Origin of the sequence: Micromonospora yasonensis, from assembly GCF_026013475.1 — a bacterium.
GTDB classification, from domain to species: domain Bacteria; phylum Actinomycetota; class Actinomycetes; order Mycobacteriales; family Micromonosporaceae; genus Micromonospora; species Micromonospora yasonensis.
In genome coordinates, this window is record NZ_JAPDPH010000201.1 from 1 (window position 1) to 12,826 (window position 12,826).

The following is a 12,826-nucleotide window of genomic DNA, read 5'->3' on the forward strand; positions in this document are numbered from 1 at the left end:
GGGCCGGCCGGCGGCGGTGCCGGTCAGCAGAGCGAGAAGGTGTCGCAGGCGGTCTTGATGGGCACCGCGAGACCGATGCCCTCGGCGTCCCGGGCCTTGGCGGTGGCGATGCCGACGACCTCCTTGGACCCGTTGATCACCGGCCCGCCCGAGTTGCCCGGGTTGATCGGCGCGTCGAACTGAATGACCGGCCCGGTGTCGTCCTCGCGGAACGCGCTCACCACGCCCGTGGTCACGGTGTCCTGCAGGCCGAGCGGGGCGCCCACCACGACGATCTGCTGCCCGGACTTGACCGGGGTGGCGGCCGGGACCAGCGCCTTGAACCGGGCGCTCGTGCTCAGCTGGGCGATGTCCTTGTCCTTGTTCACCCGGACGATGGTGGCCTCGAAACGCTGGTCGGACCGCTCCAGGAAGACCTTCCGGCCGCCGCCGTCGTAGACCGACTCCACCACGTGGAAGTTGGTCAGCAGCGTGGTGCCGCCGCCGGCCGGGGGCTTGCCGACCGCGAAGGCCGTACCGGTGAAATCGCCGGCGCGGACCCGGAACACGCTGGGCAGCACGGCGCTCGCCACGGCCTCCGGGTTGAAGGCGGCGCCGGCCTGCTTCTCCAGGGCGCCCGCCCGCTGCTCCAGGCCGTCGAACCGGGTGCCGGCCGCGCCCTGGACCTCGGTCAGCCGCCGGTCGGTGGCGGCGAGTCGATCGTCCAGCCGGTGGATCTGGTACGCCTGCACACCGGCGACCACCGCCAGCACCCCGGCGAGGACCAACGCCACCACCGGCAGCCGGCGCCGCCGGCCATTCGGGACGGCCGATCCGACGGGGTACGCCGGAGCGGACGCGGGCTGCCCCGGCAGGGCGGGACCACCCGGCTGCCCGGGGTAGGCGGGTGCCGAACCCGGACCGGAGACCGGCTGCCCGACGGCCGTACCGGACACCGGCTGTCCGGGGTAGGCCGGGCCGGCGGCCGGCGGTCCGAGGGTGGCCGCCGGGCCGGTCGGGTGACCGGGCATCGGGGCACCGCCGGTCGACGGCCCCGGAGCCACGCCGGTCGACGGGCCGATGACCGGAGTCGCGGCGCTCGCCTGCCCGGGGAACGGGGCCGCGCTCGTCGGCTGACCGAGCGGCGCGCCGGCCGGCTGGCCCTGGGCGAGGCCGGTGGGCTGTCCGGGGGCGGCGGCCGACGGCCAGCCGTCCTGAACGCGCGGAGCGGCGGGGGCCGCCGCGCCCCACTGGCCGCTGTTCGGCGTGGGTGACCAGGTGCCCCGGGGCGCCGGCACGGTCGGCTGGCCGGGGGCACCCGGCAGCTCCGCAGCCGGTGGGCCGCCGGCGGCGGGGGCGGCCGGCGGCGTCGGGTAGCCGGGATTCGGCGCGGCGCCGCCGGCGGCGGGGGCGGCCGGCGGCGTCAGGTAGCCGGGATTCGGCGCGGCCGGTGCCGCGGGAAAGCCCGGGGGCGGGGCGACGCTGCCGGCGGCCGGGGCGGGGAAGCCGCCGCCGGGCGCCGCCGGGAAGCCGGCCTGGCCGGGCACCTGGGCGTGGCCGGCCGGTCGGGCGATACGCGGGGGCAGCGGCCCCGGGCGGTCGCCCGCCGGGGGCTCGCCCCGGCCCTGGTCGACCGGGTCGTCCGCGCCCTGCCCGGGCACCCCGTCGCCGGCTCCGTAACCAGCCGTCATCGTCGCTCGTCCTCCCCCGTGCACACCCGCCGCCACACCGCCGCCGGGACCTTCCGGGCCCGACGCGGCCCGAAGGACCGTACCGGGGCGAACGGGCTTTGTCTCCCCCGTTGTCCGACCCTGCCACATCGACGCAAGCCGACTCTGCCACGACGCCTGCCGGCCATCGCGCCGACACGCGCCCGACCGGCTGCGCACACCCGATCTCCCGGCGCACTAGGGTTGTCAGGTGACCGACGAACCACCCCTGCGCCGTCGGGCCGTCGAAAGCCGTACGGGAGAGGACTCACCGCACCCGTCGCCGGCCGTTCCGGAGCCGGCGGACGCGGGGAGCGAACCGACCGCCGGTGGGCCCGTCCCGCTGACCGCCCCGCGTGAGGGCACGCCCGCTCCGGTGGCCGCACCGGCCGAGCTCGACGAGGTCGTGGCCCGTTTCGCGGCGGGCACCGGCCCGGTGGCCCTGGACGCCGAGCGCGCCTCCGGATACCGCTACAGCCAGCGGGCCTACCTGGTGCAGCTGCGCCGGGCCGGCGCCGGCACGGCGCTGATCGACCCGCTCCCGCTGCCCGACCTCTCCGTCCTGGACGCGGTGATCGCCGAGGCCGAGTGGGTGCTGCACGCCGCCAGCCAGGACCTCGCCTGCCTGGCCGAGGTCGGGCTGCGTCCCCGCCGACTCTTCGACACCGAGCTGGCCGCCCGGCTGGCCGGCTTCGAGCGGGTGGGCCTGGCCGCGCTGACCGAGCAGCTCCTCGGCTACACGCTGGAGAAGCACCACTCGGCGGCGGACTGGTCCAGCCGGCCGCTGCCGGAGTCCTGGCTGACGTACGCGGCGCTGGACGTGGAGATGCTGGTGGACCTGCGGGACGCCCTCGACGAGGAGCTGCGCCGGCAGGGCAAGTCGGAGTGGGCGGCCGAGGAGTTCGCCGCGCTGGTCCGCAACGGGGCCCGGCCACCCCGGGTCCGCGCCGAGCCGTGGCGGCGCACCTCGGGCATCCACCGGGTACGCGGCGCGCGCGCCCAGGCCCGGGTGCGCTCGCTCTGGTACGCCCGGGACCAGATCGCCGCGCGGCGGGACGCCGCGCCCGGGCGGGTGCTGCCGGACTCGGCCATCGTGGCCGCCGCCGAGCTGGACCCGAAGGACGAGAAGGCCCTGCTGACCCTGCCCGGCTTCGGTGGCCGCTCGGTGCGCCGGCTGGCCCGTACCTGGCTGGCCGCCCTGGACGACGCCCGCCAGCTCCCGGACGACGCGCTGCCGGTGACCCCGGTGGTGGAGGGGCCGCCCCCGCCGCACCGGTGGGCCGAGCGCGACCCGGTGGCGGCGGGCCGGCTGGCCCGCTGCCGGGAGGTGGTGGTCGGCACGGCCGGCGCGCACAACCTCCCGCCGGAGAACCTCATCGCGCCGGACTCGATCCGCCGTCTCGCCTGGCAGCCGCCGGAGGAGATCAGCGACGCCACGGTCGCGGAGACCCTGCGCGGATTCGGCGCCCGGGAGTGGCAGATCACCCTCCTCCTCCCCGCCCTCACCGACGCCCTCCAGATCCCGGCGGCCTGACCGGTCGCCGGGCGCGGGAGCAGCCGCGCGGGGTGTGGGATGGGCCACACGGGGGGTGGTGACGTCGTTGGTTACTGGCGAGTAGCATCCGTGGCAAATGCCAGTGCCGGCCGACCTGCATCCGGTCCGTGGCGCCGCCTGGCGGCACCGAGGCCGAATTGTGGTCGAAGAGGAGGCTCCAAGTGCCCCGTGAAGTTCGGGATGTCGTCTTCGTCGACGGCGTCCGCACCCCGTTCGGCAAGGCGGGTGGCATGTACGCCAACACCCGCGCCGACGACCTGGTGATCCGCTGCATCCGCGAGCTGATGCGGCGCAACCCGCAGCTGCCGCCGGAGCGGGTCGAGGAGGTCGCCATCGCGGCCACCACCCAGATCGGCGACCAGGGCCTGACCATCGGCCGCACCGCCGCCCTGCTGGCCGGCCTGCCCAAGACGGTGCCCGGCTTCGCCATCGACCGGATGTGCGCCGGCGCGATGACCGCCGTCACCACCGTGGCCAGCGGCATCGCCGTGGGCGCGTACGACGTGGCCATCGCCGGCGGCGTCGAGCACATGGGCCGCCACCCGATGGGTGAGGGCGTCGACCCCAACCCGCGGATCATCGCGGAGAAGCTGGTCGACCCGTCCGCCCTGGTGATGGGCGCCACCGCGGAGAACCTGCACGACCGGGTCCCGCACATCACCAAGGAGCGCACCGACGCGTTCGCGCTCGCCTCCCAGCAGAAGACCGCCAAGGCGTACGCCAACGGCAAGCTCCAGGGCGACCTGGTGTCGGTCGCCATCCGCGACGAGGAGAACGGCTGGGGCCTGGCCACCGTGGACGAGGCTCCCCGGGACACCTCGATGGAGAAGCTGGCCACCCTGAAGACCCCGTTCCGCCCGCACGGCAAGGTCACCGCGGGCAACGCGGCCGGCCTGAACGACGGCGCCACCGCGGCCCTGCTGGTCGCCGAGGAGACCGCCCGCGAGCTGGGCCTGCCGGTCGCCATGCGGCTGGTGTCGTACGGCTTCGTCGGCGTGGAGCCCGAGGTGATGGGCGTCGGCCCGATCCCGTCCACCGAGAAGGCGCTGCGCATCGCCGGCCTGAGCATCGACGACATCGGCCTGTTCGAGCTGAACGAGGCGTTCGCCGTGCAGGTGCTCGCCTTCCTCGACCACTTCGGCATCGCCGACGACGACCCGCGGGTCAACCCGTGGGGCGGCGCGATCGCCATCGGTCACCCGCTCGCCTCCTCGGGCGTACGGCTGATGACCCAGCTGGCCCGGCAGTTCGCCGAGCACCCCGAGGTCCGCTACGGCCTCACCGCCATGTGCATCGGCATCGGCATGGGCGGCACGGTCATCTGGGAGAACCCCAACTGGGAGGGTGGAGACAAGTGAGCCTCGCCGCACCGAACGAGGTCGTCACCAAGGCGCTGCTGCGCCAGGTGAACGTACCGGGGCTGGACCGTCCCGCCGCCCTGATCACCCTGGACAACGGCCTCGACCACACCAAGCCGAACACCTTCGGCCCGGGCGGACTGACCAGCCTGGACGAGGCGATCACCGCCGCCCTCGCGGCGAACCCGGCGTTCATCGCGGTCACCGGCAAGCCGTACATCTTCTGCGTGGGCGCGGACATCACCGGCCTGCCGCTGCTCGCGGACCGCGAACAGGCACTGGAGATCGGCCGGCTCGGCCACCGGGTCTTCGCCCGGCTCAAGGACAGCGCGATCCCCACCTTCGCCTTCGTCAACGGCGCGGCGATGGGCGGCGGCCTGGAGCTGGCCCTGCACTGCCACTACCGGACCCTGTCGGCGGGCGCGGCGGCCCTCGCGCTGCCCGAGGTCTCGCTCGGCCTGGTGCCCGGCTGGGGCGGCACCCAGCTGCTGCCGAACCTGATCGGCATCCCGGCCGCGACCCAGGTGATCCTGCAGAACCCGCTGATGCAGAACAAGATGCTCAAGCCGAAGCAGGCGGCCGAGATGGGCATCGCGGACGTGCTGCTGGAGCCGGCCGACTTCCTGGAGCGGTCGCTGGAGTGGGCCGCCGGCGTGGTCCGGGGCGAGGTCACCGTGACCCGGCCCGAGGTCGACAGGGACATGTGGGCGGGCGTGCTCTACTTCGCCCGGCAGACCCTCGACCAGCGGCTGCACGGCGCGGTCCCGGCCGCGTACCAGGCGCTGGACCTGCTGGAGACGGCGAAGGACGCCGACTTCGCGGCCGGCACCGCCGCCGAGGACGATGCCCTGGCCGACCTGGTTTTCTCCGAGGAGCTGCGCAGCGGCCTGTACGCCTTCGACCTGGTGCAGCGGCGGGCCAAGCGGCCGGCCGGCGCGCCGGACAAGGGCCTGGCCCGGCCGGTCACCAAGGTGGGCATCGTCGGCGCCGGCCTGATGGCCAGCCAGCTCGCCCTGCTCTTCGCCCGCCGCCTCCAGGTGCCGGTGGTGATGACCGACCTGGACCAGTCCCGGGTGGACAAGGGCGTCGGCTACGTACACACCCAGATCGAGAAGGCGGTCACCAGGGGCCGGATGGACAAGGGCACCGCGGCCAAGCTGTACGGCCTGGTCAGCGGCTCGGTCGACAAGTCCGTCTTCGCTGATTGTGACTTCGTCATCGAGGCGGTCTTCGAGGACCTGAGCGTCAAGAAGCAGGTCTGGGCCGAGCTGGAGAAGATCGTCAAGCCGGAGGCGGTGCTCGCCACCAACACCTCCAGCCTGTCGGTCACCGCCATGGCCGAGGACCTGGAGCACCCCGAGCGGGTGGTCGGCTTCCACTTCTTCAACCCGGTGGCGATGATGCCGCTGCTGGAGATCGTCCGGGGCGAGCGGACCGACGACGCCACCCTGGCCACCGCGTTCGCGGTCGGCAAGCAGCTGAAGAAGTCCAGCGTGCTGGTCAAGGACGCGCCGGCGTTCGTGGTCAACCGGCTGCTCACCCGCTTCCTCGGCACCGTCTTCGCCGCCGTCGACCAGGGCACCCCGCTGGACGTGGCGGACAGCGCGCTGGACCCGCTGGGCCTGCCGATGCGCCCGCTCGCCCTGCTCCAACTGGTCGGCCCGGCCGTGGCGTACCACGTGGGCGGCACCCTGCACGCCGCCTTCCCGGACCGGTTCGGCGTCAGCGAGAACCTCAAGCGGATCGCCGACTCGGGCCAGCCGATCGTGGTCGACGACCAGGTCAACGAGGAGGTGGCCAAGCTGCTCGTGGTCGGCGACCAGCCGCTCACGGCCGAGCAGGTCCGGCAGAACGCGCTGGACGCGCTGGCCCAGGAGATCCGGCTGATGCTCGACGAGGGCGTGGTCGCCGAGGCGCAGGACATCGACCTGTGCCTGATCCTCGGGGCCGGCTGGCCGTTCCACCTGGGCGGCGTCACGCCGTACCTGGACCGGACCGGCACCAGCGAGCAGGTCACCGGCCGGCGGTTCCTGCCGCGCGGGGTGGCCAGCCTGCGGTGACACCTCCGGCTCCGCGCACCGGCCCGGGGCCGTCAGCCTGAGCCACCGCCGCTCCCCCACCGATCGCGGTGGCCGATCGTCCTTCCGGGACGGTACGGCCACCGCGATCGTCGTTTCACCCCGGAGCGTCCGGGACCGCCCCGGTACGTCACCGCCCGGCCACTCTCCGCGCCCGAACGGTGCCACCTGGTCACGAGCCGGTTCCGGTTTCGTCACTCCAGCCCCAGGCGCACCGCGCGGTGTCGCCCCGGCTGGCTACCATCACGCGTCCAGACGTCTAACGGGAGCTGCCACAGACATGTCCCAGCCGCCGTACAACCCTCAGCCCGGTTCCTACCCCCCGCACCAGCAGCAGCCCGGTGGCTACCCGCCGCCGCAGCAGCCTCAGCCCGGCGGTGGGTACCCGCCGCAGCAGCCCCAGTACGGCGATGGGTACCCGCCGCAGCAGCCCCAGTACGGCGGTGGCTACCCGCCGCAGCAGCCCGGCCAGCCGTACGGCGCCGAGGCCGGTCAGCCCGGCTACGGTCAGCCCGGCTACGGCGCGCCCGCCGAGCCGCCGAAGAAGAAGTCCAGCGTCGGCAAGATCCTGCTGATCGTCCTGGCCGTCGTGGTGCTGCTCTGCGTGGGCGGCGGCATCGCCGTCTACCTCGGCACCAAGGACAAGGTGACCGAGGTCGTCGACGCCACCAAGACCCGGGTCGAGCCCCCGGCCACCCTCGCCGGCAAGCCGAAGGTGACCGAGCCGAAGCTGCAGGCCGCCGCCGAGCAGATGAGGGACCAGATCAAGTCGGACGTGCCGGGCGCCACCAGCACCGTCGGGGCCTTCTACGGCGACCCGACCAAGGGCGACCTGATCATGATCGCCGGCGCGTCCGGCCTGATCGCCGACCCGCAGAAGGAATTGGACGACGCCACCACCGGCATCTCCAAGGACATGGGCGTGGCCAACTTCAAGACGGTCGACGCGGGCCCGCTGGGCGGCGACGCCAAGTGCGGCGACGGCGAGACGTCCGGCGTGAAGGTCGGCGTCTGCGTCTGGGCCGACAAGGGCAGCCTCGGCCTGATCCTCGTCTACGACAAGCCCGCGGCCGAGCTGGAGAAGCAGTTCGTCACCATGCGGGGCCAGATCGAGAAGCGCGACTGACCCTGCCGCGAGCCCGGAGACCGGCCCCCGCCCTGCGGCGGGGGCCGGTCCGCGTTCCAGGTCAGGCCGTCGCGGCCCGTTCCGCGGGGCTGCGGCAGACGCAGAACTCGTTCCCCTCGGGGTCGGCCAGCACCACCCAGCCGGTGCCGTCCGGTCGCCGCCGATCGGCGACGAGGGTCGCCCCGAGGCCGCGCAGCCGCTCGACCTCGGCGTCCCGGGTCCCCTCGGCGGCGTGCACGTCGAGGTGGAACGCGCCCTTGCCGTGCCGCTCCCCCACCCGCACGAACAGCAGGTCGGGGCCGTGCCCGTCGGGCGCGAGCAGGACCGCCTCCGGGTCGCCGGGGTGGTCGTCGTCGTGCAGCTTCCGGTCGAGCACGGCCGCCCACCAGCTGGCCAGGACGTACGGGTCGTCGCTCTCGACGGTGACGCAGTGGATCTGTGCACTCACGGTGCTTCCTCCTGATCGGAGTGCGCCCCGCGGAAGTGGATGAGGTCAGCGGGAAACGGTGCGGGGCGCGGGATTGTTTACGGTGGACATCGACCGCACCCCCTTTCCGCAGCTCGGGCTGACCGGTTGATCATGCCAGGCGGCGGGGGCCGGCGGCAAGACCGGTGCGGCCGGCGGGCTCAGGTGGCGGCCGGGACGTCCGCCGACGGCAGCGTGACGGTCACCTCCAGGCCGCCGCCCGGCTGCGCCACCGCCTTCACCGTGCCGCCGTGCGCGTCGCACACCGCGCGGACGATGGAGAGCCCGAGGCCGGAGCCGCGGGCCCCGGTCCGCTCCTGGCCACCCCGGCGGAACGGCTCGAACAGCCCCGGCACGTCGGCCTGGGCGACCTCGAAGCCGGTGTTCCCGACCACCAGCCAGGAACGCGTGCCGTCGGTGCCGGTCCGCACCCAGAGCCGGCCCTGCAGGTGGTTGTAGCGGACCGCGTTCTCCACCAGGTTGCCGGCGAGCCGGTCGAGCAGGCCCGGGTCGCCGACCACCGGCGCCGGGCGCAGCGAGGTGTGCACCCGCAGGCCGATCCGCTCCACCTCGCGGGCCATCGCCGACAGCGCGTTGGCGGTGCCCGAGGCGAGGTCGCACTCGGCCCGGCGGGCCAGCCGGCGGCCGGTCTGGGCCTCGCTGCGGGCCAGCACCAGCAGCGCGTCGACCAGCCCGTTGGCCCGCTCCGAGGCCTCCCGCACCACGGTGGCCATCCGGCGGTACTCGGCGATGTCCGCCTCGTCGTCGCTGAGCGTCACGTCGATCTCCGTCCGCATCACGGCGAGCGGGGTACGCAACTCGTGCGAGGCGTTGGCGACGAAGCGCTTCTGCGCCTCGAACGCGGCGGCGATCCGGTCCAGCATGGCGTCGAAGGTCTCGGCCAGCTCGGCCACCTCGTCGTCGGCGCCGGACCAGCCGATCCGCTGGTCGAGGGTGGCCTCACCGAGCCGGCGGGCGGTGGCGGTGACCTGGTGCAGCGGGCGCAGCGCCCGGCCGGCCACCGCGTACGCCCCGGCGACCCCGACCACGCTGATCGCCAGCAGCGCCACCAGGCCCTTGACCAGCAGCTCCCGCGAGGCGGCGTCGACCAGCTGTCGCTGCCACTGCCCCGCGTCGAGGGTGCGGCCGTCGGCGAGCACCACCGTGGTGCCGGGCAACAGCTCGTCGGTGGGGCGCAGCGCGTCCCGGACCAGCAGCCAGGCCAGCAGCACCAGGATCGCCCCGGCGCCGACCAGCAGCACCCCGTTGAGCAGGGTGAGCCGCAGCCGCAGGGTGGGCCGCGGCCGCAGCGCCCGGCGGGCCAGGGTACCGGCCGCCGACGCGGACGCGGTCATGCCGCCACCTCGGCCATCCGGTAACCGGCGCCGACCACCGTCTCGATCAACGGCGGGTCGCCCAGCTTCTTGCGCAGCGTCATCACGGTGACCCGGACGATCGTGGTGAAGGGATCGGTGTTCGCGTCCCAGACCCGCTCCAGCAGCTCCTCGCTGGAGACCACCGCGCCGCGCGCCTTGAGCAGCTCGGCGAGCACGCCGAACTCCTTGTTGGTCAGGTCGACCGGCGCCCCGCCCCGGGTGACCACCCGGCGGGCCGGGTCGAGCACCAGGTCGGCGACCTCGAACACCGGCGGGGCGGCCGGGGTGGCCCGCCGGCCGAGCGCCTGCACCCGGGCCACCAGCTCGTCGAAGGCGAACGGCTTGGGCAGGTAGTCGTCGGCGCCGAGCTGCAACCCCTCGACCCGGTCGGCGACCGTGCCGCTGGCGGTGAGCATCAGCACCCGGGTCAACGTCCCGGACGCGACCAGGTCGGCGCAGATCTGGTCGCCGGGCACGCCGGGCAGGTCCCGGTCGAGGATCACCACGTCGTACCGGGTGACGAACGCCGCCTCGTGGCCGGTGTCGCCGTCGTAGGCGACGTCCACCGCCATGCCGCGCTTGCGCAGCCCGCGCGCGATCGCGTCGGCGAGGTTCCGCTCGTCCTCGACCACCAGTACCCGCATCCCGGCCTCCCACCTCGTGACCTCCCGACAACCTAGTGCCGGCCGCCAAACCGGCGTCGCCCGCCGTCGTTGCACATTTCCTTCGCGTACGCCATGCTTCCCGGCACCCGTCGACAATCGCTCGGCCGTCCGTCGGGCACGACCGGAACGGAGCTCGCCATGCCCGCAGTCGACCCTCGGCGGGACATCGCGTACCGGCGTTTCCGGTTCCCGGCGGACCTCGACCTCGGCACGGCGGACGGGGTGATCGCCGGGCCGGACGGACTGGTCATCGGCGTCCCGGCCGGCCGGGCCGAGCACACCGACCCGCACTCCGGGGACACCGCCGCGTACGAGTTCGCGACGTGGACCTCCCCGGTGGTGACGGTGGGCTTCCCGTTCGGCGAGGTGGTGCCGTCCTGGACCGGGGACACCCCGCCGGGCTGCTGGCTGCGGGTGCAGCTGCGCGGCTGCGACGAGCGGCAGATCCCCACCGACTGGTACGACCTGGGGCACTGGGCCGCCGACGACACGACGATCCACCGCAGCTCGGTGCCGGGGCAGGTGCGGCAGGACGAGGCCTGGGCGAAGGTGGACACCTTCGGGCTGCTCCGCTCGGCGGCCACCGGCTGGCAGGTCCGGGTCACCCTGTACCGACGGGCCGGCCTGGCGGCGAGCCCGGTGGTGGGCACGGTCGGCGCGGTGGCCTCGGTGGAGGCCCCGGGCGACGGCCGGCAGGCCGACGCCGACGCGCCGGACCGCCCGGGCCGGGCGAGGGCGGACCGGGTCACCCCGAGCGGGGACACGGGCGTCGACGGGGTGGCGGGCGCCCGGGGGCGGGTGCTCGACGTGCCCCGGTTCTCGCAGCGGCTGCACGCCGGCGGGGAGACCCGCTGGGGCGGCGGCGGGGACTCCTGGTGCAGCCCCACCTGCGTCTCCATGGTCCTCGACTTCTGGGGCGCCGGCCCGGCCCCCGACCAGTACGCCTGGGTGAACCCGCCGGGCCACCGGCCGGTGGTGGTGCACGCCGCCCGGCACTGCTACGACCACGCGTACGCGGGCGCCGGGAACTGGCCGTTCAACACCGCGTACGCGGGACGCCACGGGGTGGACGCGTTCGTCACCCGGCTGCGCCACCTCGCCGAGGCGGAACGGTTCGTCGCCGCCGGCATCCCGCTGATCGTGTCGGCGGCCTTCCGGCGGGGAGAGGTCCCGGGGCTGGACTACGACACCCGGGGACACCTGATGGTGCTGGTCGGCTTCACCGCCGACGGCGACCCGGTGCTCAACGACCCGTACGCGCTGGACGACGAGGCGGTCCGCCGGACCGTGCCCCGGGGGCCGTTCGAGGCGGCCTGGCAGGGCAGCAGCGGCGGGATCACGTATGTGGTCCGGCCGGAGTCGGTGCCGCTGCCCGCGCCGCCCGCGCAGGCCAACTGGTGACTCACCGGTCCACCGGCCAGACCACCAGCCCACCCGCCGGCCGCAGGCAGACCAGCGCCGTACCGGCATCGGCGCACTCGTCCCAAGAGCCGGGCAGCACCGCCCGGATCCGGGCCTGACCGGCCGGGACGTCCAGCGTGCCGACGAGCGTGTGGTCGCCGGGAAGCCGGCGGAGCCCGAGCTGCCGGGGTGCCGACCGGTCGCCGGCCAGCCGCCACCGGCCGAACCGGGCGAGGATGCGCCCGGTGCGCGGGTCGAGGGCCGACAGGTCGACCTCCAGCCCGACGGCCGGGGCGGCGGCGAGCAGCCGGTCGCCGACCGGGGTCACCCCGAGCCAGTGCTCGTCGGCCCAGACCTGACGGCCGGTGACCGGGTCGAACGCGCGTACCCCGGGGAGCTGGCCCTGCAGAACCGGCCGGACGTCGGGTCCACCGACCGGAGGGTGCCCGAGCCGTCGGCCCGCGGCGTCTCGAACAGGAGCCCGCCGGGCTGGGTCGGCACCGGGTAGCCGGACTCGCGCCAGCGCACCCGGCCGGAGTCCGGGTCCAGCACCGTGGTGACCGTGTCGCCGGCCCCGGCCGGGCTGCTGGTCACCAGGAGCAGCCCGGCGGTCGTGCTCAGGCCCAGCACGTGGTCGCCGGCCGGGAAGACGAAGCGCCAGAGCAGCCGGCCGTCGGGCAGCCGGTGCCCGGTGACCACCCGCCCCCACCCGCCCACCGTGCCCGGCCCGTCGGCCACCACGAGCCGGCCGGCGACGATCAGGACGCTGGCGCCCTGCGGCGCGGCCAGCGGGACGCCCGGCGGCCGGCCCGCCGCCGGCGCGGCGCCGGCCAGGGTCAGCAGCGCGAGCAGGCAGAGCGCCGCCACCCGCACCGCGCGAGCCGGGGGCCGGCGGGATTCCCGCGCCGGCTCGGCCGCCTCGCCGTGCGGCATCTCCCCCAGCTCGATCACCCGGCTCATCCGATCCGCCACACCCCGAACGCGCCGTCGCTCTGGCGGCAGACCAGCAGCGCCCCGCCGGTCCGGCAGCCCCCGATCATCCCGGCCACGGCGTCGCGCACCTGAGCGCGACCGGCGGCCGGATCGAGTTCCGCCACCCGCAGCCGGCCGTCG

The 12,826-nt window shown here is 75.0% G+C and carries 11 protein-coding genes; 5 read left to right on the top strand and 6 right to left on the bottom strand.

Features of this window, described 5'->3' with window-relative positions; all coding sequences use genetic code 11:
- Nucleotides 1–23 precede the first annotated feature (23 nt).
- Nucleotides 24–1,406: a S1C family serine protease gene (locus ONA70_RS28695; RefSeq protein WP_265009620.1), complete on the bottom strand. Its 1,383-nt coding sequence runs from the start codon at nucleotides 1,404–1,406 to the stop codon at nucleotides 24–26.
- A 493-nt stretch (nucleotides 1,407–1,899) separates the two neighbouring features.
- Between ONA70_RS28695 and ONA70_RS28700 the strand changes: the two genes are divergently transcribed.
- The 4 genes from ONA70_RS28700 (at nucleotide 1,900) to ONA70_RS28715 (ending at nucleotide 7,805) form a co-directional block, all read left to right on the top strand.
- Nucleotides 1,900–3,222, top strand: coding sequence for a ribonuclease D (locus ONA70_RS28700; RefSeq protein WP_265009610.1), 1,323 nt, complete (start codon nucleotides 1,900–1,902; stop codon nucleotides 3,220–3,222).
- Between the two features lie 182 nt (nucleotides 3,223–3,404).
- On the top strand, nucleotides 3,405–4,601 hold the full coding sequence (locus ONA70_RS28705; protein ID WP_265009611.1) for a thiolase family protein: 1,197 nt from the start codon (nucleotides 3,405–3,407) through the stop codon (nucleotides 4,599–4,601).
- Entirely contained in the window at nucleotides 4,598–6,661 is a 2,064-nt protein-coding gene (locus ONA70_RS28710) for a 3-hydroxyacyl-CoA dehydrogenase NAD-binding domain-containing protein (RefSeq protein WP_265009612.1), read from the top strand. Before ONA70_RS28705 ends, ONA70_RS28710 begins: the two co-directional genes overlap by 4 nt.
- Nucleotides 6,662–6,959: 298 nt before the next feature.
- Nucleotides 6,960–7,805 (top strand): hypothetical protein, encoded by an 846-nt coding sequence (locus ONA70_RS28715; protein ID WP_265009613.1) that lies wholly within the window; start codon nucleotides 6,960–6,962, stop codon nucleotides 7,803–7,805.
- Between the two features lie 61 nt (nucleotides 7,806–7,866).
- On the opposite strand, the gene ONA70_RS28720 is transcribed toward ONA70_RS28715, so the two are convergent.
- The 3 genes from ONA70_RS28720 to ONA70_RS28730 all read right to left on the bottom strand — a co-directional run bounded on the left by ONA70_RS28720 (nucleotide 7,867) and on the right by ONA70_RS28730 (nucleotide 10,291).
- On the bottom strand, nucleotides 7,867–8,253 hold the full coding sequence (locus ONA70_RS28720; protein ID WP_265009614.1) for a VOC family protein: 387 nt from the start codon (nucleotides 8,251–8,253) through the stop codon (nucleotides 7,867–7,869).
- A gap of 179 nt (nucleotides 8,254–8,432) precedes the next feature.
- Nucleotides 8,433–9,626 (bottom strand): sensor histidine kinase, encoded by a 1,194-nt coding sequence (locus ONA70_RS28725; protein ID WP_265009615.1) that lies wholly within the window; start codon nucleotides 9,624–9,626, stop codon nucleotides 8,433–8,435.
- The gene (locus ONA70_RS28730; protein WP_265009616.1) at nucleotides 9,623–10,291 is read right to left on the bottom strand and encodes a response regulator transcription factor; all 669 of its coding nucleotides are present in this window, start codon (nucleotides 10,289–10,291) and stop codon (nucleotides 9,623–9,625) included. Before ONA70_RS28730 ends, ONA70_RS28725 begins: the two co-directional genes overlap by 4 nt.
- 159 nt (nucleotides 10,292–10,450) lie before the next feature.
- On the opposite strand from ONA70_RS28730, the gene ONA70_RS28735 reads away from it, so the two are divergent.
- Nucleotides 10,451–11,713: a C39 family peptidase gene (locus ONA70_RS28735; protein WP_265009617.1), complete on the top strand. Its 1,263-nt coding sequence runs from the start codon at nucleotides 10,451–10,453 to the stop codon at nucleotides 11,711–11,713.
- A 1-nt stretch (nucleotide 11,714) separates the two neighbouring features.
- Here ONA70_RS28735 and ONA70_RS28740 read toward each other — a convergent pair whose 3' ends face one another.
- Nucleotides 11,715–12,041 (bottom strand): hypothetical protein, encoded by a 327-nt coding sequence (locus ONA70_RS28740; RefSeq protein ID WP_265009618.1) that lies wholly within the window; start codon nucleotides 12,039–12,041, stop codon nucleotides 11,715–11,717.
- The gene (locus ONA70_RS28745) at nucleotides 12,038–12,673 is read right to left on the bottom strand and encodes a hypothetical protein (RefSeq protein ID WP_265009619.1); all 636 of its coding nucleotides are present in this window, start codon (nucleotides 12,671–12,673) and stop codon (nucleotides 12,038–12,040) included. The genes ONA70_RS28740 and ONA70_RS28745 overlap by 4 nt, the downstream gene beginning before the upstream one ends.
- Nucleotides 12,674–12,826: the final 153 nt, after the last annotated feature.

Coding starts and splice junctions, on each gene's coding strand:
- ONA70_RS28715 (WP_265009613.1), top strand. CDS start 6,960: ATGTCCCAGCCGCCGTACAACCCTCAGCCCGGTTCCTACCCCCCGCAC.
- ONA70_RS28725 (WP_265009615.1), bottom strand. CDS start 9,626: ATGACCGCGTCCGCGTCGGCGGCCGGTACCCTGGCCCGCCGGGCGCTG.
- ONA70_RS28730 (WP_265009616.1), bottom strand. CDS start 10,291: ATGCGGGTACTGGTGGTCGAGGACGAGCGGAACCTCGCCGACGCGATC.
- ONA70_RS28735 (WP_265009617.1), top strand. CDS start 10,451: ATGCCCGCAGTCGACCCTCGGCGGGACATCGCGTACCGGCGTTTCCGG.
- ONA70_RS28745 (WP_265009619.1), bottom strand. CDS start 12,673: ATGAGCCGGGTGATCGAGCTGGGGGAGATGCCGCACGGCGAGGCGGCC.